At 54.6% G+C, this 26,185-nt stretch carries 18 protein-coding genes; 7 read left to right on the forward strand and 11 right to left on the reverse strand.

Going from position 1 to position 26,185, the window contains the following annotated elements:
- Positions 1-16 precede the first annotated feature (16 nt).
- The 3 genes from ABLQ08_RS15170 to ABLQ08_RS15180 all read right to left on the reverse strand — a co-directional run bounded on the left by ABLQ08_RS15170 (position 17) and on the right by ABLQ08_RS15180 (position 4,593).
- Positions 17-793 (reverse strand): polysaccharide deacetylase family protein, encoded by a 777-nt coding sequence (locus ABLQ08_RS15170; RefSeq protein ID WP_352943740.1) that lies wholly within the window; start codon positions 791-793, stop codon positions 17-19.
- 245 nt (positions 794-1,038) lie between these two features.
- Entirely contained in the window at positions 1,039-3,474 is a 2,436-nt protein-coding gene (locus ABLQ08_RS15175; RefSeq protein ID WP_352943742.1) for a GcvT family protein, read from the reverse strand.
- Between the two features lie 147 nt (positions 3,475-3,621).
- Entirely contained in the window at positions 3,622-4,593 is a 972-nt protein-coding gene (locus ABLQ08_RS15180) for a LysR family transcriptional regulator (RefSeq protein WP_352943743.1), read from the reverse strand.
- A gap of 360 nt (positions 4,594-4,953) precedes the next feature.
- Here ABLQ08_RS15180 and ABLQ08_RS15185 point away from each other — a divergent pair, with 360 nt between their 5' ends.
- From ABLQ08_RS15185 to ABLQ08_RS15210, 6 genes are all read left to right on the forward strand, one after another.
- The gene (locus tag ABLQ08_RS15185; RefSeq protein ID WP_352943744.1) at positions 4,954-6,018 is read left to right on the forward strand and encodes a LacI family transcriptional regulator; all 1,065 of its coding nucleotides are present in this window, start codon (positions 4,954-4,956) and stop codon (positions 6,016-6,018) included.
- 38 nt (positions 6,019-6,056) lie between these two features.
- Positions 6,057-6,803: a transporter substrate-binding domain-containing protein gene (locus ABLQ08_RS15190; RefSeq protein ID WP_352943746.1), complete on the forward strand. Its 747-nt coding sequence runs from the start codon at positions 6,057-6,059 to the stop codon at positions 6,801-6,803.
- A 93-nt stretch (positions 6,804-6,896) separates the two neighbouring features.
- Positions 6,897-8,546 (forward strand): amino acid ABC transporter permease, encoded by a 1,650-nt coding sequence (locus ABLQ08_RS15195; RefSeq protein WP_352943748.1) that lies wholly within the window; start codon positions 6,897-6,899, stop codon positions 8,544-8,546.
- Positions 8,527-9,927 (forward strand): GH1 family beta-glucosidase, encoded by a 1,401-nt coding sequence (locus ABLQ08_RS15200; protein ID WP_352943750.1) that lies wholly within the window; start codon positions 8,527-8,529, stop codon positions 9,925-9,927. Before ABLQ08_RS15195 ends, ABLQ08_RS15200 begins: the two co-directional genes overlap by 20 nt.
- Positions 9,928-10,638 carry an SDR family oxidoreductase gene (locus ABLQ08_RS15205; protein ID WP_352943752.1) on the forward strand — a complete coding sequence of 237 codons (711 nt, stop codon included), beginning with the start codon at positions 9,928-9,930 and terminating at the stop codon, positions 10,636-10,638. It begins immediately after the preceding gene.
- Between the two features lie 15 nt (positions 10,639-10,653).
- A complete protein-coding gene (locus tag ABLQ08_RS15210) occupies positions 10,654-13,677 on the forward strand; it encodes an aminotransferase class III-fold pyridoxal phosphate-dependent enzyme (protein ID WP_352943754.1) in 3,024 nt (1,007 codons plus the stop codon).
- Positions 13,678-13,785: 108 nt separating this feature from the next.
- Here ABLQ08_RS15210 and ABLQ08_RS15215 read toward each other — a convergent pair whose 3' ends face one another.
- From ABLQ08_RS15215 to ABLQ08_RS15240, 6 genes are all read right to left on the reverse strand, one after another.
- The gene (locus ABLQ08_RS15215) at positions 13,786-14,775 is read right to left on the reverse strand and encodes a LacI family DNA-binding transcriptional regulator (protein WP_352943756.1); all 990 of its coding nucleotides are present in this window, start codon (positions 14,773-14,775) and stop codon (positions 13,786-13,788) included.
- A 102-nt stretch (positions 14,776-14,877) separates the two neighbouring features.
- Entirely contained in the window at positions 14,878-15,606 is a 729-nt protein-coding gene (locus ABLQ08_RS15220) for a ThuA domain-containing protein (protein WP_352943757.1), read from the reverse strand.
- A 23-nt stretch (positions 15,607-15,629) separates the two neighbouring features.
- Positions 15,630-16,709 carry an ABC transporter ATP-binding protein gene (locus ABLQ08_RS15225; protein WP_352943759.1) on the reverse strand — a complete coding sequence of 360 codons (1,080 nt, stop codon included), beginning with the start codon at positions 16,707-16,709 and terminating at the stop codon, positions 15,630-15,632.
- A gap of 21 nt (positions 16,710-16,730) precedes the next feature.
- Positions 16,731-17,645 (reverse strand): carbohydrate ABC transporter permease, encoded by a 915-nt coding sequence (locus tag ABLQ08_RS15230; protein WP_352943761.1) that lies wholly within the window; start codon positions 17,643-17,645, stop codon positions 16,731-16,733.
- Positions 17,646-17,647: 2 nt separating this feature from the next.
- Entirely contained in the window at positions 17,648-18,538 is an 891-nt protein-coding gene (locus ABLQ08_RS15235) for a carbohydrate ABC transporter permease (protein ID WP_352943762.1), read from the reverse strand.
- Between the two features lie 102 nt (positions 18,539-18,640).
- Complete coding sequence (locus tag ABLQ08_RS15240) at positions 18,641-19,876, reverse strand: ABC transporter substrate-binding protein (protein WP_417714925.1); 1,236 nt, start codon at positions 19,874-19,876, stop codon at positions 18,641-18,643.
- A 258-nt stretch (positions 19,877-20,134) separates the two neighbouring features.
- On the opposite strand from ABLQ08_RS15240, the gene ABLQ08_RS15245 reads away from it, so the two are divergent.
- Positions 20,135-21,145, forward strand: a complete 1,011-nt coding sequence (locus tag ABLQ08_RS15245) for a Gfo/Idh/MocA family protein (RefSeq protein ID WP_352943766.1) — start codon at positions 20,135-20,137, stop codon at positions 21,143-21,145.
- Between the two features lie 558 nt (positions 21,146-21,703).
- On the opposite strand, the gene ABLQ08_RS15250 is transcribed toward ABLQ08_RS15245, so the two are convergent.
- On the reverse strand, positions 21,704-25,429 hold the full coding sequence (locus tag ABLQ08_RS15250; protein ID WP_352943768.1) for an autotransporter domain-containing protein: 3,726 nt from the start codon (positions 25,427-25,429) through the stop codon (positions 21,704-21,706).
- Between the two features lie 209 nt (positions 25,430-25,638).
- Positions 25,639-25,776 (reverse strand): hypothetical protein, encoded by a 138-nt coding sequence (locus tag ABLQ08_RS15255; protein WP_352943770.1) that lies wholly within the window; start codon positions 25,774-25,776, stop codon positions 25,639-25,641.
- Between the last annotated feature and the right edge of the window lie 409 nt (positions 25,777-26,185).

A 26,185-nucleotide genomic window follows, 5' to 3' on the forward strand; every position in this document is an offset into this window, starting at 1 on the left:
GCACAAATCGGTTTATTCAGCGTGTAAATCTGTTGTCGATCTGCTCGGAAAGGTTCAGCTTTTGCAGCGCGTCCCTCACTGGGAGCACATCCAATTCCAACTCCAAGGCGTGCTCGACAAGGTTTTTCAGAACGTGTGTGTAACAACCGTACTGGCTTGGAGCCTCAGCAACGTCATGCGTAAAGAAAATAAGCCAGCCTGGCTGTTTTCGAACATCGTCAATCCAGCTCAACAACCATTCTTCGGAATAGTCGGGTCTGATCTCAACGGTATGCAAATAACCAGGATCTATAAGACCTCTGTTTATTCCAAGTTGCCCACCCCGACATGTCTTGAAGCGCCTCAGCAATTCCTTGCGGGCACGGGGAGTCGCGTTGGTGTATGGATAAGCGAAGTTCTCGGTTCTAAGTCCTGGCTGAATTTCAAGCTGATGACCGTCATTGCGTACAATCTCGGACCTGAGAGACTGAACGTTCAGCGTGCGGACATTAGCATGGGTGTAAGTATGGCAACCGATTTCGTGGCCATCTGACACAAGACTGCGTTGTCCGTCTTTCGAAATGAAAGTCTGCTCTTCATCGGATGTGCCGGTCAATCCTCCGGCAATGTAAAATGTACCTTTGACACCATGAGAGGAAAGGATGCGCGCACCATCTTCTTGCGCGGATGCTGGCACATCATCGAATGTGAAGGTAACCACGCTTTTGTCTTCGGCAATTTTGACTCGTTCCGCAGGAAAATGTCGAGTAAGCCGATTGCCAATACGATCCAATAGTGGAGGGCGTTCGCTCATAATACCATTTCTGCAAGATCTATTTCGCTCATTAGAACGCCAAATTCTTAAATCAGAAATAATACGTACAGATAAACGCCGATTTAATCCCGCTCGATTTGTCGAGGAAGTCTTGCCATGCGGAGCGTCGTGGCTGGAAAATCAAAGCAAAACAAAGCTTGAAATAAGGGAATGTGCGGAAATTGGAACATAAAACCATCCATAGAAAGCAACGTGCGAACGCATTCTCCTTCCGGTATTTTGACCTATCCGCGAACGCGCATGAAGGTCGGATCGTAGGGTGAAAACGGAATGACTTTTGTACTTGTCGAATATCCGCAAAGATCCAGTTGCAGCAACGTTCCGTTCTCAGCAAAAGCCGGATCGACAAATGCATAGGCCAGGTTTTTTTCGACCCGGTGTCCCCAGTCTCCGGACGTGACGGTTCCAACGACCTGCTCACCGTCCATCAGGGAGCTTCCCTTGTGAGCTGGGGTTTTCGAGCTTGCGACATGCAGGGTGACCAGTTTTCTGCGCGCGCCATTCTCCTTGCGTTTTAGTAGGGCGGCTTTGCCGACAAATTCTCCCTTATCGAGTTTCACAAATCGGGCCAACGAAGTCTCATAGGGATCAAACTCGGTGATGAGGTCCGCCTTCCAGTGTAGGAAGCCTTTTTCCATACGCATGGATTCCACGGCGCGTGCCCCAAACATCGAAAGATCGTGAGCCTTGCCAGCCTCACGTAACGTCAGATAGGCAGCGTAGAGCGATGCATTTGGGACGTGGATTTCGTAGGCCAGTTCGCCGCAATAACTGACGCTCATCACAGTAGCCGGAGCAAAACCAATGAAAGTTTCACGGACGGAGAGCCAGGGAAAAACTTCTGGCGACCAGTTTCCACGAGCGCAGGCACCAAGAACGTCTCGAGCCCTGGGTCCGGCGAGCACCAGGATGGTCTGGTCGTTGGTAAGGGACCGGATATGAACATCTTCACCAGGGCGCAGGTGTTGTTGAAGCCAGTCCATATCGTGGAATTCGCTCACAGCGGCAGAGCCATACCAGATGCGTTCCGGTCCACGGTCGGTTGCTGGCAAGTGTGCGAGTGTTGCTTCTGATTTGATCATGCCCTGATGGTTTAAGAGATAAGCAAGTCCGACTCGACCGGTTCGTCTTGTGACGTTGCCGCAGACCAATCGATCCAGAAACGTGAGACGATCCGCTCCCGTGATCTCCAGGCGATTGAAGCCGTTCACCTCGCAAAGCCCGACATTGTCCTGTACATTCCTGACTTCGGCAGCAATCACTTCGAACGCTTCATCGAAATCGAAAGTCAAGCTTGGTTTGAAGTCCACAGACGGCTTGAAGTAGTCTGCCCGTTCCCATCCATTGACGACCGTGAACTCGGCCCCTTCGGCGGCCAGCGCAGCAGTAAGTGGTGTCGTTTTCGCAGGCCGGCCGGCGGGGCGGTGCTCATGGGGAAAGTGAAAACGGAATTCGTTCTGATAGTCCTCTATGGCCTTCAAGGAGGTCAGTTCGGCATTGGCATGGCCCGTGAACCGGCGCGGGTCGATACACCAGGTGTCGTAGCATGACTCGCCGTGAACGATCTGCTGTGCGAGCAACCATCCCAACCCACCGCCTTCGCCTAATCCTGCCCGCAATCCGATGATACAGAATGCATTGCGTTTGCCTGGTATTGGGCCGACGAGCGGAGCACCATCAATGGTATATGTGATTGGACCATTTACAATCGAATGAATTCCAACTTCCATCAATGAAGGCATGCGTGCGAAAGCGCCTTCAAGGACATCGGTAACTCGGTCAAGATCGTCGGGACAAAGGGCGTTGACGAAGTGTGGGGAAATGCCGTCCATTCCCCACAGCTTGCACTCCTGCTCGTAGAAGCCGACAAGCAAACCATTCTTTTCCTGACGGCAGTAATAGTCGCTGATCGGGCAGCGGATCAGAGGCATTCGGTGATCTGCTTCTCGGATCAAAGGGATTTCCTCCGTCAGGAAGTATTGATGTTCCATCGATGCGACCGGGTGGTGCACACCCATCATGGCACCGATTTCGTTGACCCTGTAACCGCCAGCGTTGACGATGATGTCACAGTCAATGTCACCGTGATCAGTCTCGACGGTCCAGGTGCCGTCCTCATGTTGTTTTAACCCGATGACCGGCGTGTTGCGGTAAATAACGGCACCAGCTTTCCGTGCACGGCGTGCGAGGGCCTGGCACAATTGTGCGGGATCGATGTCTCCATCCAGAGGATCCCATAAGCCGCCAATCAGGTTGTCGGTAGAAATCAAGGGATGACGGCGTGCGCATTCCTCGGCGTCGATTACTTCAAAATGCACGTCCACTCCACGTGCCATCGAGGTGAAATGCCGGTAACCCTTCATCTGTTCTTCGGCGTTGGCAAGGCGTATGCCGCCATCACCATAATGGTAGTTGATCGGGTAATCCGGGTCTTCTGCCAGTTCCTTGTAAAGCTTGATCGAGTGCGACTTGAGACCGACCATCGTTTGGTTGACGCCGAAATTTGTAACCTGTGCTGCGGAATGCCAGGTCGTTCCGCTGGTCAGTTCGTTCCGTTCAAGCAGGACAACATCAGTCCAACCTTCGCGGGTGAGGTGATAAAGGGTCGAGCAGCCGGCAATCCCGCCACCGACTACAACAACTTTGGTTCGCGACTTCATGCGCAGGACCTCCGATCATGGATGCCTTTGATGAAGCCCAACTGGTGAATGTTGGCAATCGAAAGAGTGACCTGTTCGAAAAAATCGAAATTATGCTGCGAAATATTCCAAAATTGCGGCTTACATACTTGTCTGCCCAGGGCGCGATTACGAGATCAGCTTAAAACTGTCGCTCAACCAGGATGTGGCTCTATGAAGCGGAGAGATTGCGTGTCTCGAAACCAATTCACGTAATTTGTAGTCGACAAGATCAACAATGGAATGCGCGCAATCCGGTGTGGTGACGATTGACAAAGTGCGGGAGAAGCTCTTGCCGGGAAACTTGCTGAGTTTTAGCTGGTCTTGAAATCGCTTAGCTCGAGAAAACATGAGCGGAGTCGTGATTGTCCATCCGGCACCGGAAGCTACCATAGCCATGAGGGTCTGGTTATTTCCACATTCGAAGCGATTAGGCAGCGAAAGGCCGAGTCGGTTGAGCTGTGATTCAATTTGCCTCGCAACCATCAGGTTCTTGGAAAATCGAAGGAAGGGAAGGTCGGTTTTTCCTGCCAGAATGTCAGAGGTATGATGTTCGGTGGAATTAGGTGCGACCATCACGAAGGGATCTCGCAAAAAGGGTCGGTCAACCAGTTCGTGCGGACGGTCTGCCGGTGTGCTTGTGATGCCCAGGTCGAGCTGCCGGTTGTGCAACATCTCAAGGACCGTGTGGCTGAAATCTGTGATGTAAAGAAAGTCGCAACGCGGCATGCTTGATGACAAGTGGACTGCAAGGTCTGGAATGATGTCGCTGTCCAGATCCTCGATTGTACCGAGCCTGAGATAACTTGCGTCGGTTATGTCGCCCGCTGCGGCTTCGGCTTTTGCCTTTCGAATTGAATGAAGGGCATTGTCGATGTTTCTGAGAAATGCCTGTCCCTTGGGCGTCAGCACCATTGGACGGCGTTTGTGGTTGAAAAGCTCGATTCCCAGGCTTGCCTCGAGTGCACGCAAGTGGTGAGAGATGGTGCTGGTCGATAACCCTGTTTCTTCTGCTGCCTCAAGTAGAGATCCGTTACGCGCTACGGCTTGAAATAGCTCGAGCCCTTTCAGGCTGAGATCCTTGCGCTCGGCCTTGGTCATCAAAACTCCTGTTCTCGTGCCGCTTCAGCAAGTCTGTTTGAAACCGTTTGCCATTCAAGCATCGATGAAGAGATGGTCCTACGGTCATTGCCTGTGCTTCGAGAAAGTTAGAGCCGGCTGTTCCTGAATGTCCAAGGAATTTGATCCGGAGCCGATCGGAAGATATGCCGAAGAGAGCAGGTGGAGTTGGAGGTTCTGCCCTCCAGAAAGTAGCTTGCGTCCCTCCGTTTCAGTTCAATCGACAAATACACATGAGATTGTTGATCAACCAAAATCGTCAATAAAAACGTTTTTATTTTGTTTGAAAACGTTTTTATTTGATGTTAACGATCTAGTAGTTTCTTTCCAGCCGGGGGATATATGTCTGACCGATCACGACACAGCCGTCGCACTCCACCAACGATCAAGACGCTGGCGGATCTTAGTGGCTATTCCATCGGGACCATTTCCAAGGCCCTGCGGGGATCGCCCGTTGTGGCTCCGGCCACCAAGGAAACTATTCTGAAGATCGCTGAGGAAGTGGGGTACCAGGCCAATGCGAGGGGCATGGCGCTGCGTACGGGCAAAACCTACCAGGCCGCAGTTTTGATGCCTGTCACCGCGGTATCCGACTACGAATGGGACGGTGTCGAATATACCCAGATCCTGAGTGGTCTCAGTCAGGCGCTTGAAGGCAGTGAATACCGGATGTCCGTTCTAACAATCCGGGATGCAGATGACGGTTTGGAAGCGGCACGCAGAGTTGTTGACCTTGGGTTGGCCGATGGACTGATTTTTTCCGGAATTCTTCAGGACGACCCGAGGATCAATTTTCTCGTGGACGCCGGCTTTCCTTTTGTGTCTCTCGGGCGTTGCAGAAGAGAGCTGGATTACGCGCATGTGGACGTTGATAACGAGTGGGCTTCTCATGCCGCGACGCAAAGGCTGATTTCCGGCGGTCATCGCAGAATTGCGCTGATCAATCCAAGGGCCGAACTTTGCTATGCCGCGGATCGTATCGATGGTTTCACTCGTGCCTTCGACGAAGCAAGGATGATCGCTTCCACCGATTTGATTGTGGGGGGAGATCTGTCCACCCGCTTTGGTCGAGAAAGTGCAATTGAACTAAGCAAGCGGAGTGATCCGCCCACAGCTTTTGTTTGCGTCAACGAGTCGACCACGCTCGGCGTTTTGTCCGGATTGCGCGACGCGGGAATGACAATCGGAACGGATGTTGATGTCATTGCCTATGACGACATAAACGTCAGCGCTTATTTCACACCGCCAATCACGACATTTTATCAGCCGATCGAGGTGCTTGGACGCACCCTCGGACAATTTCTGCTGAAGCGAATGGCCGGAGAGGAGCCGGACACGCTGAAGCAGGTTTTCAGGCCAAAACTGGTTGCACGCCAACCGGATGATCTCGGGAAGAAGAGGGTCTGAACAAACGGGGCCAACCCAACTTGCAGAGGAGGAATAACATGAAGCGTTTTCTCACAGCTGTCGCAGTGACTGTTCTTGCGTCCGGCACGGCCGTTGCCGCCGATCTCGGAGGTGCTCATTTGAAAGTCGGTTCCGACACGACGAGCCCGCCGATGGAAAGTGTTGATCCGGCAACCGGAAAGATCGTGGGTTTCGATGTTGATGTGGTAAACGCGATTTGCGGCAAGATCAATTGTACAGCCGAGTTCGTCACCACCGGATGGGACGGCATCTTTGCGGCATTGCAGCAGGGAGAGTTCGATCTGGTCGCATCCGGTGTTTCGATCACCGATGAACGCAAGAAGTCCATGGACTTCACCAGTCCTTACATCGTGACAGGGCAGGCAGTCCTGATGCGGGTCGAGGATCAGGGAATGACGATTGAGGATTTCAAGGCGCAGGGGAAAAAGCTTTCGGCACAGGCCAACACGACAGATGCAATGGTCGCCGCGGACGCTGTCGGCAAAGACAATGTAATTGCCTATGACACATTCAGTGCCTCTGTCATTGCACTCAGAAACAAGGATGTTGATGGCGTGGTCATCAACGGTGCCAACTCCGCAGCCTATGAAAGAGAATTTGCCGGTGAGCTGGTTGTGGGCATTCAGGAACTGGAATCCGATCCGCTCGGTCTTGTGTTCCGCAAGGGTGACCCAACAGTAGACGCCTTCAATGAGGGGCTCGCAGCAATCAAGGAAGACGGAACTCTGGATCAGTTGGTCGACAAGTATTTCGGCATCAATTGATCATTAGACTTGCACTTCCGGCGCTGCAGACAGGTTTTGTCGCGCCGGAAAAGCATGAGTGCCCTGTCGAAACCAGACATGCCGGAGGCATGAATGTCATTCCTGAAACGGGTGCGGCCGAGCAACCTTATCATTCTCGCCGCATTGCCTTTCATCATCTACCTTTTCGCCTCATCGGCAAATTACCAGCGTTCCTTGAGAGCCATTGTGGGGATTGAAGATGGTTCGGGGACTTTTGTGCCCGGCTTTCTTTTGCTCACACTTGCGTTTATCAGCGGATTGGCGGTGCTGATTTTTTCGCGCGACACCGCCAGGTGGCCTCAGTTGGCGATCGTTTCCGCGATCGTGAATTTCGGGGCTGCGGTCGTGATCCTGCTCGGCGATATCGTTCATCCCTTTGCAACTTCGGTGGTGGCAAACGGTGTCGATCCCTTCACCTCGGACCTTGTCGTGCGGGGCGTTACTCCCAGACAATTGACCGAAGCCGCAGAAGGGATGGTTGGTAACGTCGAAAGGACCCTTAACGGCATCTATCTCGTCGCAACGGTTATTGGGTTGGGCCTGATGTTGCCGGGGCGGTTTGTTTTACAAAACGTCCGGCTAAGGAAGAGCGGTTTCTGGCTCCTGTTGTTGATCAACGGGTTCGGTTTCTCGTTTCTGTTCTTTTATGCCCACATCGCATTTGCAGCGGGCGTTGCGACAACGATCCGCGCTGCGATTATCGCCTATATGCTGGCTGCCATTCTGGGGTTGGTCTGGGTAGGGCTTCTGCAACTTCATTACACAAGGCGGACAACGGCGATCTTTTCAGCCGCAACCGTTCTATTGATCGCGGTATCCACGTGGTTCCTGACACAGCCCAAAGACACCTATGTTCTAACAGGTACGCTCGACGGACGTGTCGCAGTCATCGCAGGCACCCCATCCTCCGTGATTGGAGCCGTGAGGTACGGCGAGTTTCCCGGGGCTCCTGAAAAGGAGGTTTCGCTTCGCACCTACCGAGATGCCAATCTTGCGCTCGCCGCGATTGAGAAGGGGCCCGGAGTAAGTGCGGCGATGATACCGCAAGCCGACGTTCCGGAAGGATGGCCAATTATCTGGAGCACTGAGGCGCTCAACGATCGGGACCGGTCAGCCGGCGTAACACTTGTTGTCCTGAGCATAGTCCTTGGACTGCTGACTTTTGGTGGCTTCTTGCACAAACGGCACCCATTGGCCATCGGTTCGGAATTTGTCGTCGACACGATCCGAGGGATACCAATGCTGGTGATCGTCCTCTATGTGGGGCTGCCGCTCAGCGGCGCACTCAAGGACGCGACACAGGGTGTGCTCGATCCACCAAATCTGGTGCGCGGCATTTTTGCGATGGGACTGGCTTATTCGGCCTATCTAGCCGAGATCTTCCGCTCAGGTATCAACGCCATCCCGAAAGGCCAGATAGAGGCGGCCTACAGCATTGGTCTCAATCGCTGGCAGACAGCACGTCTTGTCATTTTGCCTCAGGCTTTCCGGATCATCATCCCGCCGCTCGGCAACGAACTGATCGCGATCCTCAAGGACACTTCATTGCTGTCCATTCTGTCGATACGTGACATCACCCAGCGTATGCGTGAGTTTCAGGCAGCGAGCTTCCTGCCTTTTGCTCCCTACAACTCAGCGGCCATCTTCTACATTTTCCTGACGCTTGCAGCGGCGAGCCTCATCAACACGATTGAAAGAAAATATGACATCAAGCATCGATAGAGAGAGAGCGCAGGTGCGCGCCCGCGCGGAGTCGATTGTCTTTCCGAAAGGCTTTGTATTTGGTGCTGCAACCTCGGCCTATCAGTTCGAGGGTGCTCACAACGAGGATGGCAAAGGTGAAAGCATCTGGGACAGGTTTTGTCGCCAGCCAGGTGCGATCATTGACAAGACCACCGGTGACGTCGCCTGTGACCACTACCATTTGTGGCAGCAAGACATCGCCCTGATGCGGGATATGGGACTGGATGCCTATCGTTTTTCGATTGCCTGGACCCGCCTGTTGCCGGAAGGACACGGGTCAGTAAACCAGAAAGGCATAGCCTTTTATGACCGATTGATCGACGGGCTGCTGGAAGCGGGAATAACACCCTTCGCAACGCTCTATCATTGGGATTTGCCGCAAGCACTTCAGGACAGGGGCGGGTGGTACAATCGTGAGACGGCACAACATTTTGCCCACTATGCGGAGGTTGCCGCAGCAGCGTTTGGTGATCGGGTGAAATCCTGGACTACACTCAATGAACCCTGGACCTTTTGTTGGTCAGGTCATGCCAGCGGTGAAGATGCCCCAGGTTTCAAGGACGGTGCAAAGGGGGGCGCGACAGCCGCCCATCATGCTTTGCTGGCCCACGGCCTTGCGGTTCCCAGAATTCGCGAAGCGGTTCCAGATGCTTCTGTCGGTATTGTGTTCGATCTGAACGTGGTCGAACCTGCATCGGATTCTCCTGCTGACAAAAGGGCAGCCAGCCATTTCGAGGGCGCACAAAACCGCTGGTTCCTGGATGCAGTGTTCAAAGGAAAATACCCGCAAGACATGCTCGAATTGCTCGCCGATTTGTTGCCCGAGATCAAACAAAAAGACAACAAGATCATCGCAGCTCCGATCGATTATCTCGGTGTGAATATTTATCGGCGTTCGGTCATTGAAGACGGCGAGGAATGGGCACCGCTGAACTTCGCCAGGGTACAGCCTGAGGGTATCTATTCAGAGGTTGAGTATGAAATCTGGCCGCGATGCATCTATGACATTTTGAGCTACGTTCATGAGAACTATGGTCCAAAGGAAATTTACATCACGGAAAATGGAGTAGCGACAAAGCCCGAAACCGTTTCGGAAGACGGACGTGTCTGGGATGATTTAAGAGCGAAATACTATGTCGATCACCTCGATTTTGTCGTCAAAGCAGCGTCTGAGGGCGTGCCTGTAAAAGGGTATTTTGCCTGGACCCTGACCGACAATTTCGAATGGGCATACGGGTACACGACGCCGTTTGGTATCACGCATGTAGATTTCGAGACCCAGAAACGAACGATAAAGTTCAGCGGCGAACTTTACGGATCAATGGCCCGCCTTTCAAAGACGCAGTCTGGAAGCGACTAAATGACCGATTGGCCAGTGCAACTCGGAAGCGAACAGGAAAGAGTTCTGATCACCGGAGCCTCTCGGGGGCTCGGGCGTGAGCTGGCTGGCCGGTACGCCGCAAGAGGTGCACATGTTCTGGCCGGTGTGCGGGACACCAATCTCGGCGACAGACTGGAAGGTGTCGACTATTTCAAGTTGGACGTCACAGATGGCAATTCCATAGAAAATCTCAACCGCGTTTTCGAAGGAGTTGCCATCGATGTTGTCGTCAACAATGCAGCCGTTCGTGGAGACGATGGCGGATTGGACACGCTTGACGGTGAGGAGTTTCTCGAAGTGATGCGGGTCAATGCTCTGAGCGCCTTGCTGGTGACAAGGGCATTGCTTCCTGCTCTCCGGTCGGGACGCAGGAAGGTGGTTGCAAACATCAGCAGCCGCTCGGGATCGATGGTTGAAGGAACAATCGACGATGATGATGGCGACTATGCCTATCGATGTTCAAAAGCAGCATTAAACATGGTGACGTGCAAGCTGGCGCATGATCTAAAGGCAAACGGAATCACGGTAATTTCCCTGCACCCGGGTTGGATCAAGACCGATATGGGAGGGATTCACGCCGAGGTTCCGGCGTTCGAGAGCGCAACCGGATTGATGAAGATACTTGATGATATCGAGTTATCGGAAACAGGAAGCTTCAAGGCCTATGACGGTTCAACAGTCGCGTGGTGAGGAAAAATCGGGCACATGACGAGCAACTCAGCAATGGATGCAAACTCCCTGGCCGGAGTTCACAATATTCTGGCAGAGATCTATGGTCTTGAGGGGACTGTCAAAAAGCTTCCCGGTGAACACGACCTGAACTTTCATGTCCGCACCAGTGACGAACGCAACTTTCTCCTGAAGCTGCACGCTCCGGGAAATGACGCTGAACTTGATATGCAAGTTTCAGTTCTGGAGCATTTGGCAGCTCATGCACCTCAATTGCCGGTATCCAAGGCGGTTCCTGACCGTTACGGCGCCACCTTGACGGATGTCACATATCTGGGACCGCGCAAGGCCCGTCTCCTGACCTGGCTTGACGGCAATGTCTGGGCAAAAGCGGAACGCAGAGGAGAACCCGCGGCACAGTCACTCGGATATCTGCTTGCTGAGCTCGATCGATCTCTCGCGACTTTCGAACATCAAGGGACGAAACGCATCTACAACTGGGACATTGCGCGTGCGGTCCGTCATCTTGAGAACCTTCATTACATCGAGGACGAAACCAAGCGGCAAGCAGTAGGCGAAATCCTCCAGCAGTTTGCCGACGACCTGCTGCCTCGGCTGCAAGACTGCTCCCGTCAGGTCATCCACAACGATGCCAATGACTACAACGTGCTTCTGGACGAAAATGGTCAGGTCAGCGGTTTGCTTGATTTTGGCGACATGGTCGAGAGTTGTCGAGTGGTCGAGATTGCGGTTGCCGCAGCTTATGCCTTGATCGGTGCGAGCGATCCGGTCGGGGTCGCGGCGACCATCGCCGGAGCCTACCACCTCAAAAATCAGATCACTGAGCAGGAAGCCGACCTGATCTTCGGTCTGGTCAAAACCCGTTATGCGGTTTCCATGTGCATGGCTGCGAAGCAGATAAGGGAAAATCCCGAAAACCAGTATCTCTTGGTCAGTCAGGAGGATGTCTGGCGTGAGATGCAGCGGCTTAACGCGGAAAACGCAAGACTTGCAAACATGCGGATACGTTCCGCCTGCGGTTTTGCACCAGTACCGCACGCAAAGCGCGTCATTCGCTGGCTTGAGATGAATGCTCACGCGTTTTCTCCGGTCATCAGACCGGAACTCGCGACGCCCAAAACCATAGTGTTCGATTTCACTCACACGGCAACATATGCGGCGCAACTGGCGGGGTTCAGCGGGGCTGAATTCGATGCCTTCTGCGAAGACCAGATCCGTGAAGCTGGTGCCGACTACGGCATTGGAATTTATGGCGAAGACAGAACGGTATACAAGAGCGACGCCTTTGAAATGGGGAGCCCTGAAGTTCGCCGTTCCGTTCATCTTGGCATTGATATCTTTGCACCGGATTTTGAGCCCGTGCATGCGCCTATGGCCGGTACGGTGGCGTTCTATCATGACGACGCCGTATACAACGGATTCGGACCAACCGTTCTGCTGGAACACGAAGCCAGTGAAGGTGACAAGTTCTGGACCTTGTACGGGCACCTTTCCCGGCGCGGCTGTGAAAATCTGAAAATCGGACAGAAGATCGAGAAGGGGGAAGCCTTTGCCGAATTCGGTCCCAGAGAAGAAAATGGCGAATGGCCGCCACACCTTCACTTCCAGATCGTGACGGATCACCTCGGACTTGAAGCCAGGATGCACGGTGTCGGTGTACGTCAGCAATGGCCGGTCTGGCGCGAGATCAGTCCCGATCCGAGCGTGATCCTGGGGCTACCCGTTTCAGCTTCTGCCATCGTCGCCCAGGACAAGACGGCCCTTGTACAAGAGCGGTCCTTGCGGATCGGCAGATCTCTCAGCATCGCTTATTCCGATGCTCCCTTGAAGATTGTCGGGGGGGACGGTTGCTATCTGGTTGACGAGAGCGGCAAGCGCTGGCTCGACATGGTCAATAACGTTTGCCACGTCGGGCATTGCCATCCTCGTGTGGTCGAGGCCGCCAAAACCCAAATGGGGCAACTGAACACCAATTCGCGCTATTTGCACGACACCCTGGTTGAGTATTCCCATCGCCTGACTGACCTCTTTCCGGATCCGCTCAATGTCTGCTTCTTTGTGAATTCAGGCAGCGAGGCAAACGATCTGGCTATCAGGCTGGCGCGCACATACACCGGCAACCGGGATCTGCTAACGGTCGATCACGCCTATCATGGGCATCTTTCAAGCCTGATCGAAGTAAGTCCCTACAAGTTTGCCGGAAAAGGAGGCGAGGGGCGCCCGTCGCATGTCCGCGTCGTTCAGATGCCGGATCTGTACAGAGGGCAATGGCGGTATGGCGATGAGGACGCAGGCAGGAACTATGCAGAAGATGTCCGGCGCAAGATCGAGGATCTGAAAAAAGAAGGAAAGAGCCCGGCACTCTTCTTCAGCGAAGGCATTCTAGGCACCGGTGGCCAGCTTGTTCTGCCGAAAGGATACTTGCAGCATGCTTATGAGCACGTGCGCGAAGCTGGTGGATTGTGTCTTGCCGACGAAGTACAGGTCGGGTTCGGACGTGTGGGTTCTCATATGTGGGCATTTGAAACCCAGGGGGTGGTGCCCGATATTGTCACGCTCGGAAAGCCGATTGGAAATGGGCATCCGATGGCGGCAGTAATCACAAGCGAGAAGGTTGCCGCAGCCTTTGCCAACGGGATGGAGTATTTCAACACGTTCGGTGGCAATCCGGTTTCGGCCTCGATTGGCCTTGCGGTTCTCGATGTCATTCGTGACGAGCGACTGAAGCATCATTGCCAGGTGACCGGTGAACGCATGATGGCGGGAGCGAGGGCTCTGGCGGAAAAGCACACTGTCATCGGTGACGTTCGCGGCCATGGACTGTTTATCGGCATCGAATTGGTACGCGACCGGGAAACGCTTGAACCGGCGGCTGATGAGCTGGATGAGATCATTCGGAAAATGAAGACCCGGCATGGAATTCTTCTTTCCAGTGAAGGTCCGCACCACAATGTGCTGAAGATCAAGCCTCCCGCTCAGTTCAGCTTCGAGGACTGTGACTATTTCCTCGCCTCACTAGATGAAGTTCTGTCAAACTGAATATGCAAGGGCGCCGTTGGAGGCGCCTTTTCGACTTCAAGTATAATCCATTAAAATAATTCGAAAACAGTATGTTGAATTAGTTAGTTAAATCGTAAAATTAATTGATCAAGCCGTTGTTCCCCAGCGAGCCGAACAGGTCAGTTTGACTCTCTGGGCAGGTTCCTGATTGTCGGATGCCTGCTGGATCAGGTCGATAACGGTGTCAATGAATTTGACGTGGTCTTGTGCCAGTGTGGTCAGGTCGTGACACTCCCATGCCGCCATGGCGATGCCGTCCTGCCCGATGACGGCGAGGTCCTCGGGAACGTTACGATTGAGCACTCTGCGGGCGGCGTCGCACGCACCGATTGCCATGACGTCGTTGCCGCAGATCAGGGCGTCGATCTTATTTCGGCGCAAAAGCATGATGGCTTCCTTGAAGCCTGCATCATAGGTGTAGTCGCCTCGACCAAAGGCCTCAAAGGAAAGCCCGCGGGCGTTGAGCGCGTTCTCAAACCAACCTTTTCTCTTTTGGTCGATCCAGCTGGATTCCCGCCCTGCGAGATAGGCAAAGTGTTTGCGGCCATCATCAACCACCTTGTTGATGATCTCTTCGGCAGCAGCAGAACCATCGATCTCGATGGTCGAAACATCCGGATGATGATGCGGCTCGAGCGTCACCATGATCGGTCGGATCCCCGCAAAGATTTCCAACGCGTCATCAGCTGAAAACATGTCGGAGAAGACGACGACATGGTCAACCTGATAGGTCGAGGCAAGCCGCATCAGGGGCAACCTGTCTTCGATCGCGGCACAGCACAGGATTATCGGCATGAGCTGGCAGTCCTGGAGACGATGGACGAGTGTGTCCAGCTCCTCCGACTCGCAAGGATTGGCAATCGTGTTGACTACAACGGCGACCAGCCGCGAGCCTTGTCCATGAAGCGTTCTGGCAATGGCGCTTGGCTGGTAGTTATGTTCACGAGCGATGGACAGGATCATCTCCCGGGTTGCCTTGTTGATACGCGCTGTCGGTGAGAAGGCGCGGGACACGGTGGCAGAGGAAACACCCGCGAGTTTGGCGAGTTCCTTGGAGGTGATCCGTTTTTTGTTCATTGACTTGTTGTTCTGTCCAATAGCTGGCTTCAGGGCGGCAGAAGACTATCCTGTTAACCGTCGGAGTTCCAAACGTCTTTTGCGCCCTGAAGCAGCATTTCCTCAGGTGTGAAGCGGTTCCGGACGGTGCCAATTCTCAAGAATGCGGCCGTCCGTATGCCTTTGTTTCACCCAGTGAATTCCATTGGCTATGACACGATGGACGAATTTGTTGTGGTAGATGGGAAATGTTTCGTGACCCGGTCCGAAATAGAAGATCCTGCCCCTCCCGCGACGGAAGGTGCAACCGCTGCGAAACACTTCGCCGCCGCTGAACCATGACAGGAACAGGAGTTCATCAGGCTCCGGGATGTCAAACGGTTCACCATACATTTCGGATTGGGGAACTTCGAAGTAAGGGGGCAGACCTTCGGCGATCGGATGAGAGGGCGCTACGACCCAGACCCGTTCCAGGTCGCCCTCAGGACGTTCGCGCCAAGCCAGATTGCAGTTCGTCCCCATCAGCCGCCTGAAGAGTTTGGAATGGTGTCCTGAGTGCAGAACCACCAGGCCCATTCCGGCAAGGACGCGTTGCTGAATTCTATCGACAAGCTCATCACTCACTTCTTCATGAGCCATGTGCCCCCACCACAACAGGACATCTGTTGAATTGAGCATTTCTTCCGACAGTCCCTGATCCGGATCGTCCAGACGTCCGGTGCGAATTTCAAAATCCTCACCCTCCAGTCCGGCGACAATCGCTCCATCGATGCCCTCCGGATAGATTGCTGCAACTTCGGGATGTTCTTTTTCGTGGCGCCCTTCGTTCCATATCGAAACGCGAATTGTCATTGGCAGTTCCCTGTGTTTGACGGTTAGTTGTAGTTGATGGATTTGCCTGTGGCGTCGAAGAGGTGACAGGCCCTTTCGTCGACGCTCAGGTGAACCTGGTCTCCGATACGCGCTGTAACATCTCCATCGACTCGGGCGATGATCGGTTCTTCTGAGCTGCCGAGTGTCAGGTAGGTTTCGACACCAAGACGCTCGACAACCGAGACATCCGTCGTGATGGCTCCAGGCTGATCACTGAGCCGAAGATGTTCCGGTCTGACGCCCACCTGGACCCTGTCGCCGTCGGCCGCTGTCAGGTTTTCCGGAAGTTTGAACACCCAGCCGTTATCGACCCTTGCTTCAACCGCAGACCCGCTGGAGCGATTGATAGTTGCCGGCAGCAGGTTCATGCGTGGAGAGCCGATAAAGGTCCCGACAAAGGTGTTGGCGGGTTTCTTGTAGAGTTCGATCGGTGGCGCGCACTGGGCGACTTCTCCGTCTTTCAAGACGACAATTCTGTCTGCCATCGTCATCGCCTCCACCTGATCGTGTGTCACGTAGATCACCGTTGCCGACAGCTCCTGATGGAGGCGTTGCAGCTCGGCCCGCATCTGGACGCGGAGCGAGGCGTCAAGGTTGCTGAGGGGCTCGTCAAACAAAATGACCGACGGTTTCTTGATGATTGCCCGACCGATCGCGACCCGCTGGCGCTGACCACCCGACAAGGCCGCGGGGCGGCGGTCAAGCAGGTCGGATAGTTGCAGTTTCTCCGCCACTTCTTCCACTTCACGGCGTATCGTTTCCTTGGGGACCTTTTTCAGCTCGAGGGAAAAGCCGATATTCTGAGCAACCGTCATGTGCGGATAGAGAGCGTAAGACTGGAAAACCATCGCGATCCCGCGTTTGTCGGGGGCGATTTCGTTCATGGTCTTGCCGTCGAGAAGGAACTCGCCGGAATTGATGGATTCAAGTCCGGCGATTAACCGAAGCAAAGTTGACTTGCCACAACCGCTGGGGCCTACGAAGACAGCAAACTCGCCGTCATCGATGTGAATGTCGACGCCCTTGATTACGTCGACAGGGCCAAACGACTTTCTGATGTTCTTAAGTTCAATTGTCGCCACAAGACGTTCCTTTCCTGTCGATTATCCCTTGACGCCGCCACTGAACGTCTGGACGAGAAACCTTCTTGCGAAACCGAAGGCGATTACGGCGGGCAGGGTGTAGATAACGGCAAGCGCGGTCATGAAACCGTAATCGAGCTGATTGACGCGCATGTAGGCGCGGAACAACCCGAGCGGCAGCGTTTGCAATTCGTTGGAAGAGAGGAAGATCAGGGGCATCAGGAAATCTCCCCAGGCCGTGATAAACGCAAACAAACCGGCGGCTCCCAGTCCGGGCAGGGCGAGGGGAATGAGCACCCGCCTGATGCGTTGCATTTGTGTTGCACCATCCATGAGGGCGGCTTCCTCGTAGTCTCTAGGAATGGTGTCGAAGAAGGTCTTCATGATCCAAAGCGCAAGCGGCAACTGTGTTGCGGCCAGGACAAGAGTGATGCCGAGGTAGCCGTCGACGAAACCGACGATGTGCATGGTCGGGCGAACCCAGTCAGAGGGCACGATCGCCCGGACAACCGCTCCGACGGCATCGTTCGCTGTCAGAAGGACCTTGTAGAGTGGAACAATCAAGGCTGTTGGAGGTACAACGCGAATGAGAATGATCGTGTACAGAAACGGCTGGCGCCACCAGCCCCGGCTTCTGGAAAGCGCATAACCGCCCAAGCCTCCAAGAACGATGACAATCAGGGTCGCACTGCCAACGATTGCCAGCGAATTGCCGATCCACCTGAACCCGTCATGCTGGCTGAAAATGTTGATGTAGTTGGCGAAGGTCCATTCCTTCGGCCAGGCAAGAAATTGCCCGGGTTCAGGGTCCAGTGATGCCACGAAAACCCATAGAAAAGGTATGGCACAGTAGAGACTGATGAGGGTGAGGACGCCGTAGGACGCAACGTCTGCAGGCTTGATGGGTTTTGTGTTCTGGGTTTCGGCAATTGCCATGATTACACCTGCACTTTCAGCACGCGGACATATGCAATCCCGATGATGACGGAGATCACCAGCATCACCACGGCGACGGCAGAGCCGAAGCCGAGTTGGAATGCCGTGAAGGACTGATTGAATATGTAGATGCCGATGATTTCAGTGGCACCGCCCGGCCCCCCTCTTGTCAGGGCGTAGACAAGGCCGAAAATCGAGATCGTCGTAACCGTCGACACCAGCATGTAGAGGAAGATCGTCGGCATCAGCAGCGGTAGCGTCAGCCGAAAGAAGATCTGGCGGGGCGTTGCTCCATCCATGCGGGCAGCTTCGTAAAGCTCGCTCGATATGGAGCTGATGCCGGAGGTGAGCAGGATCATCGCGAAGGCGATGCCGCGCCAGGTGTTCACAACGATGATCATGGTCAGGGGAAACGTCGAGAGCCAGTTTTGCGGAGGCACTCCGAACCAGGAAACAATCTGGTTGAGTGTGGCGTTTTCTCCGCCGGCAAGCATGCCAACCCACATGAAACCGGCAACAACTTCCGGAACGGCGTTTGGCATCAGGATGATTGCATTGACCAGCGTACGAAGCCGGAACGGTCGGCGTAACAAAACGGCCGAAATCAGTCCGAGTACGAATTGGCCGATTATGGCTGAGCCAAGGACGAACCAGAACGTCACGAACAAGGAATTCCAAAAGCCACTGTCGGAAAACAGGCGAATATAGTTGCGGGCGCCTACGAAACGCGGATTGAGCGCTCCAGGCCCTGACAGGGCCTCGTTGGTAAGGCTGAGATAGATCGAATAGAAGGCCGGGTATATTACCAGTGCGCCAAGAAGAAGCACGGACGGCACCAGCAGCAGCTTGAGACGCCAAGCTGCGTGTTTCTCGTAACTTGCGAGCGTGGTCATTTTTGAATTCCGCAGGTGGTCGAGTGCGATGCTGCGCGCGAAGCCGCACGAATGCGGCTTCGCCGTTGAGATGGTTCAGGGGGAGGACATCCCTGAACTCACCTATTTGATCGCTTCGTCGCCAAGAAGGTTGCGGCTGTATTCGACAAGGATTTCCTGCGCACCGGCGGCGTCGGTTTCCTTGCGAAGCAGGGCTTCGGTTGCTCGAGCAACACCTTCAGACACGACAGAGAAGCCGGTCGCCGTCTTCAGGAAGACCCCATTGTCCACGTTTCCGTGAATGGGGACGAGTGCCTTGAGTTTCTGGAAGTCTGCGTTTTCCGCAGCCCCTTTGCGTCCGGGAATGTTTCCAATCCTTTCCGCATAAGCGACAGTTGCGTCCACCGCGCCAAGTTCAAGCAGTACCTTCTTGGCAAGGTCCGGGTTTGCTGCCTTGGCATTGACCGCCCAGGGGCTGTCGACATCCACAAGCACGTATTGGCCTTCATTTTGTCCCGGGACCGCCCAGGTGCCGACTGCGCTTGTGACATCCGGGATCGGATTGCGGGACTCCGGCCCCCAGTCGTAGATGTAGCACCAGGTACCGCATGTGGTCGTGGCAAGGTCACCGGCCGGGAACATCTCATATTTGGGAATGATCCAGGGTTCAGGCCCCAGTAGAGGATCGACCGGCATGAGGTCGTTGTTGATCAGGTCGGCGTAAAATCCGAATACGTCCTTGATGCCTTCACCGGTCAGATTGAGCGTGCCGTCGTCATTGGCGATTTGCGGCGTTGAACTGCCCATGATCAAATATGTGAAACCTTCGCCGAATGCGCCGCCTCCCCACGTCACGCCGGCCGGGAACATCAGACCGTATGCACCGGTCTTTTCCTTGATCTCCTTGGCGCGATCCAGCAATTCAGCCCAGTTTTTCGGCTGGTCTGTGGAGATGCCGGCCTTTTCGAGAAGATCCCGGCGGAAGTAAATCTGCTGTACGTTCAGCATTGCCGGCAGAACATAGATGTTGCCGTCCTGCGTCGTCACCAGAGCCTTGGCGACATCGAAAAGGTCGGCATAGCCATCCCATGCCTTCAATTCATCGCCGACAGGTGCGAGGTATCCGGCCGCCACCATATCGGCGACATCCTGACCACGAGGTGCCGTGAAGAGATCAGGTGCATTTCCCGCGCGAAGCTCGGTCAGAATTTTCGTCAGGTAATCCTTTTCGGGGGCGGGGTATTCCACGACTTCAATTGTGACGCCGTATTTGTCCTCAATTGCCGGGACGCTTTCCATTAATGCGTCGATCCGCGCCTGTCGGTGCTCGGCGATTCTAATCGTTTCTGCCGATGCCATTGCCGTGAAAGCCAAAAGGCCTGCGAGGCAAGTGCCGGCCAAATTCAGTCTCTGAAACATGGTCTCCTCCCTAAGAGCTCGTTTCGGAAATTTGACGTTGCAATCTGTTTGCGATACGCAGTGTACACGTTTACACAAAATTGGCAAATGTGAAAAACTGAGTGAACAATCAACTCGAGAAATTAGTTGTACTCTCCAGTTTTTTGTTGCATTTGCAGAATTGTAAACGTGTACAATGTCAAGCAGAAAGGAGATGTCATGTCTGCGTGTGTGCGATTGGCGATCGTTGGAGCTGGCCTGAAGGCTGTTGAATACGCGCAAAGCTGGCTTCGTATGCCTGGCATCTCGATCGTTGCGGTTGCCGATACCAGCGTCGAGGCGAGGGACCGTTTCGCAAATCTGTGCCGAGACGCAGGCGAAACTTTACCGGACCTGTTTGAAGACGTGCATTCGCTTTTGGCCGATTGCCGTGACAGGATCGACGCAGTCTATCTGTCCACACCTCACGCGTTTCACGCAGAAGGTGCGCTTGCGGTCGTCGAGACCGGATTGGATCTCCTGCTCGAAAAACCGATGGTAACGACACAGGAAGAGGCACATTCTCTGATCAACGCCTGCAGCAAGACCAATGTGACCGTTGTCGTTGCCTATCAGGGTGGGTTGTCACCGCTGGTCTGTGACCTTGGTTCCAAGGTTGCCAGGGGCGAGTTTGGCGAACTTATCAGCATATCCGGTAACATCTGGGAGAACTGGAGCAAGCAATATAGTGGACAGTGGAAGCAGCGACCTGAAATTTCAGGTGGCGGGTTCATGTTCGACACCGGTGCCCACATGATGAATACCGTCTGCACGCTGGCCAACAGCGACTTTGCCAGGGTATCGGCCTTCATGAACAATCGGGGCAAGGCCGTCGATATCGTCACGGCCGTTGCTGCTCGGCTCAGGAATGGGGCGCTCGTTACGTTGAATGCGGTTGGTGATACTCCCTCCAGATGTGAGTCCCATATCACGCTTTACTTTACCGAGGCGACGGTACGGGTTGACGCTTGGGGCCAGTGGCGGGAAATCGTGAGGCCGGACGGGGCCGTCGACCGGGAAGAGGAGGAGATCGTCGACAATCCACTTCTGATGTTCCTTGCCATTCGAGAAGGGAAAATGCAGAACCATTCGCCGGTTGATAATGGGATGCGGCTTGCCAAGCTGTGGGACGCGATCAAGGCATCTGCAGCTCAGGATGGTATTCCGGTATCAATTTCCGGTTCAGAATAAATTTTCAACACCGGAAAACGGCGTGTTGGCTGGTGTTTGGTAGCCGGAAGCGGACTGGTGGACAGGGAAGGGGCCTGATTGAGCCCGAGAGTTTCAAGCCACACACCTGAAAAGAACGCCGAGCATCTCAAGAGGGCCGCGCAACACGAAAGTGGTGAGTTTGTCCGGCCTTTGAGAACTCATGCTGAACATGGAGATGGTGCCAGCAGGGTGTCAGAATCATGCCGTGCTTTTTCTGCTGGATTGTTCGGAGAGAGAAACCATTGAACGAGACCCTGTTCTGGATCGTAATCTTTGCGTCACCCCTTTAGGAGTACGTGATCTTCTGGTTGATACTTAAAATCTTTGCCTTGAACAGATTTCAGAAAGACATTTGAGGGATGAGAATTCTGTGCTCACATCCGACGAAAGTGTCAGTTCGTAACCAGCGCATAGCGTTTGTTTCCCGCCAAATAACGCTATGCCCTCATACTCGTCAAAGCCGCTTGAATGAGCGGCAAGTTCACAGAGCTTTTTGTCAATTCTGTTTTTGCGACTCGGCCAGGTCCGCTTCCGTGATCAGAACTTCACGGTGAAGTTCAGATTGAATCCATGTTCGGTTGTGTTGTCGCCGTACTGCCCATTGTAGGAAGCGTTGATGAAGGCGGTGTCGGACAAACTGCCCTCCAGGCCCAGCTTTCCAACAAAAGCGTCATCGGCGATGGGAGCGCCGGTGACCGTGAACGGATCGCTGCCGGAAAATGCCAACACAGATGTCGGATCGGTATCGCCGAAGGCATGGCGCCAGCCAACCATGCCTTGCGCCTGGAACCTGTTCAACAGTTGATATGCGGAGCGTACGCCCAGTGTCGTGAAGGTGGTGTGTTGGGTATCGGAAGACGCTGACAGAGCCGCCGAGCCACCGGTCTCGCTATAACCATCGGTCTGAAGATTAATGTGAGAGACGCCTGCAAACGGCTTTAGCATCAGACTGTCAATCTGTACCTTGTGACCTGCCTCGGCAAAGAGTTGCCAGCTCCGGGCATCATAACTGGCAGCAAGATTTTCCGAAAACCCGGTGAAGCTCGCCGTGCGCGTCGTCTCGATCGAATGCCAGTTATGGAGTCCACCAAAACTCACAGTCGATGCCCCGGTTTCGAGCCCGCCATATAGACCCAGCGACCAGGTATCGGCCGATCCGGAAGATGACAAAGTCTTTTGCTTTGCTTCCGTGTGGCTGTAGCCGCCGAGAGTGCCGAGAAGCCAGATGTCGCCCACCTGCCGGTCGAAGCCGATCACCCAACCGCCAAGACTGCTTTCGATCTTTGCCGTGTTGCCTGTCGCCCCGCCGTTGCTCCACGACCCGTACCCTGTCGTCCAGAAGCCGTTGGGGTCGGCGGCAAGGGACGAGACATTGCCATGTGTTGCCGTTGAGGCTTGTCCATCGGTATTGGCTAAGATTGTGTGGAGGCGGTTGTTAACGGCTGTGACATTGTGCTGGCTGTTCTCTGTGAGAACGCCCTTGAGCGAAGAATGGACCTGGCCGGAGAGAGCGTCATAGGCCGCCCGCACCTCGTCTGCCGTGGCCAGTGCCATGACTGCCTGCGCCAGATCGCTGGATGAGGCCAGACTGTCCAAGCCACCACAGGCGACTGCCGACTGGTTGCCCGTACCGGCAAAATCGCAAAAGGCTGCCTGCGACGCGTGCAGATAGACAGCGTTGGTGTCATAGGAGAGTGTGTTGGTTACGAACAGCGTGTCGGTCAGGCCGGTGAGGGCATCGAACTTTCCCGTCACACCACCGTCCGCCGTCAGGATCGCATACGTCGTGTTGGTGCCGGAAACGCCGGAAACAGTCACCGTGCCGCCATTGATGGTGGCTGTGCCGGTTGTCGCGATCCGATCGCTGTTGCCAGCCGTGTCGATCTCCACCTCGTAGGTTGACCCGGTATTGAAGGTAACGGTGTCAGTTGCCCTGATCGTACCGATGGAGTTGCCGGGGGCGAGCGTGCCCCCCGCTTTGACAGTCAGCGTTCTGGATGTGCCGGTGCCACCGTAAACCGCGCCGTTCTCAACAACCACTCCGCCTGCAAGCGTGCCGTTGTTGACCAGCGCGCCGCCTCCGATGGTCATCGTGCCGGAGACACTGTTGTTCCCGGTCATTGTCAGTGTGCCACCTCCTGACTTGGTCACATTGACGGAGGAGGAACCTTCCGAAAGCGACCCGGAAAAAGTGGCACTGTCACTGCTCGCCACATTGAAGGTAAAGTCCGGAAAACTGCCCGGGAAAGCAACGGTCTCGGTGTTGGTGGCACCGTCCGCCAAAGTGATGGATGTACGATAGATATCGATGTCGACATCGTTGCCGTCGCCGCCTGCCGTGTTGGCGGCAGAGAACAGATCGCCTGTTGTGTTGAGGCCAGTGCCGGAGGCGAAGGTACCCGTCACCGCATCTGTGCCATCATTCCTGATAATCGTGTGGCTGGTGTGGATCGGAAGAGCGCCCGTGTCGCCGAGTGCAACAAGCTTCAGTGTCGAACCGGTGATGTCCACGGTTCCGGTCACATCGATCAGGTCCGCGTTGCCGTCATTGTCGAACTCGACCTCATATGTTCCGGCCAGGGTCAGATTGCCCGTCGCGATCGTACCGATGGAATTGCCAGGGGCGAGCGTGGCCCCCGCATTGACGGCCATCTGTCCCGAAAGCGTTCCTGACCCGGCGAGGGTTCCGCCTGTCTTGACATTCACCGTACCGCCCAGGTTTCCATCGACAGACAGGGTGCCGCCGTTAATATCCGTTGTGCCGGTGTAACCTGAGTTATCGCCGGTAAGGCTTGTCCAGCCGGCTTCGTGCACGATTGCGTGGGTGCCGGTGCCGGAGCTGACGAGATCGGCATTGAACTGATAGCTACCTGTCTGGCCCGTATGGTTGAAGACCAGCGTCGCCTCACCGTCACCGAACTCAATCCTTGACGTGTTGAGAGTGCCTGCGGCCCTGGCTGTCTCCCCCGTGGCCGCACCGATATTCACTCGGCCTTTGGCGTTTGAATTTCTAGCTAGATAGGTAATTCCGGCTACATTTACCGCCCCACCATCTGCCACCGTCAGTGTGCCCTGGCCACCATTGCCGACATAAAGATCGTATGAGTTGGTCCAAGTGGACCCTGATCCGCTCACTTCCGCAGTGCCGACGGAACCGATGTTATCGCCTATGGAACCATGAGTGTTACTGACCGCCCCGCCATTTGATACTTTCAGCGTGCCGTCGCCATCTTCACCGACAGTAAGAAAGGCTGAATTGGTCCAGGTTGACCCTGCTCCCCTCACATTCGCAGTGCCAACGGAACTGCTGCTAAAGCCGATGGTACCGTAAGCGTTACTGACTGCCCCGCCATCTGCCACTGTCAGTGTGCCGTGGCCATCAGTGCCGACAAAAAGATCACCTGAATTGATCCAGGTGGATCCTGCCCCGCTCACTTCCGCAGCACCGACAGAGCCGCTGTTACGGCCGATGTAACCGGTGGTGTTACTAACCGCGCCGCCATCGGATATCGTCAGCGTGCCGTCGCCATCATGACCGACGGTAAGAGAATCTGAATTGGTCCAGGTGGACCCTACACCACTCACCTCGACAGTGCCGACGGAACTGCTCAAACGGCCGATAAAACCTCTTAAGTTACTGACTGCGCCGCCAGCTGCCACGGTCAGAGCGCCATTGCCACTATAGCCGACATAAAGATTAATTGAGTTGGTCCAGGTTGACCCTGCTCCCCTCACATTCGCAGTGCCAACGGAACTGCTGCTAAAGCCGATGGTACCGTAAGCGTTACTGACTGCCCCGCCATCTGCCACTGTCAGTGTGCCGTGGCCATCAGTGCCGACAAAAAGATCACCTGAATTGATCCAGGTGGACCCTGCTCCGCTCACCTCGGCAGTGCCGACGGAACCGCTGTTACGGCCGATGTAACCGTAAGTGTTACTTACCGCTCCGCCATTTGATACTGTCAGCGTGCCATTGCCAACGTTGCCAACAAAAAGATCCGAAGCATTTGCGGTGCCGTTGGCGGATTGATCCGTTACGCTGGTCGAATTGGGCGTGGTCGTGTCGATGATGGCATCAACTGACCCATCTGGGACTGCGCTGCCATTCCAATTGTTGCCGTCAAACCAATCGGTTGAAGCACTCCCTGTCCACTCCTGCCCGATGGCTGCAGTCGTTCCGGACACGATCATAGGCACCGTGGAAATTAGCATTGCTGCAAGATGGGCTGTGCAATGCGGTGCCGCGCCGGACCTCTTGTTCATGATCTTGCCTCGCAACCGTTGGATCCGGCCAGGTGAATTGGGTTTCGAAATGCTTGATGTGTCAATGTGGTGTCCTCAGTTCGCCGGCAATGGAAATCCCATCTCCACAGACCCGCCGTTTCCGCCGGCACAACCTGTGACACCTGCACCACCGCCACCGGCGCCGGATAGTGGATGGCTGGGCGTGTGGCCCGGTCCATCAGCGCCTGTTAGAGATGCAGCGCCGACCACATCAGTTGACCGCGATAGCCGCCAAGACCACCGTCACCGGGGTCGGCATGAGCGGAGGATATCAATGCGGAAGAGGTCAGCAACGCGATGCGAAGGCCGGAAAATCGCGTATTCAAAATCATCTTCTAATTTATGGCTCTGTTGCAAAAACTGCTTTGGATAGACTTCGATTTTGACCGGTAGCTTCTGCAATACCAACGCAATCCAAACGATACGACCTCGACGTTGAAATGCCGATCCTTGAACACGCTCATAAAATCACCCAACCTCTAGGGAACCCGATCTCAGTGCAAAGCAGAACAGTATTTGCAACAGAGCCTGTAGGAGTGGTTCCTAATTGAGGTGGCAATAATATTGAACAGAAGATATTTTAGAATGTGATAGCAAAACTCTATAGTGCCGCACTTGCAAACTGGTTTACCCGAACGGCATGGGCCATAATGTGGACAAGGGGAAGATTTCGGGTTCAGCCGGCTGGACGATTTTGCCCGGCTGACACGTGGTGCAGTGGTTCTCAGCGGAGGA

Origin of the sequence: Roseibium sp. SCP14, assembly GCF_040329475.1 — a bacterium.
In the GTDB taxonomy this organism is placed as follows: Bacteria; Pseudomonadota; Alphaproteobacteria; order Rhizobiales; family Stappiaceae; genus Roseibium.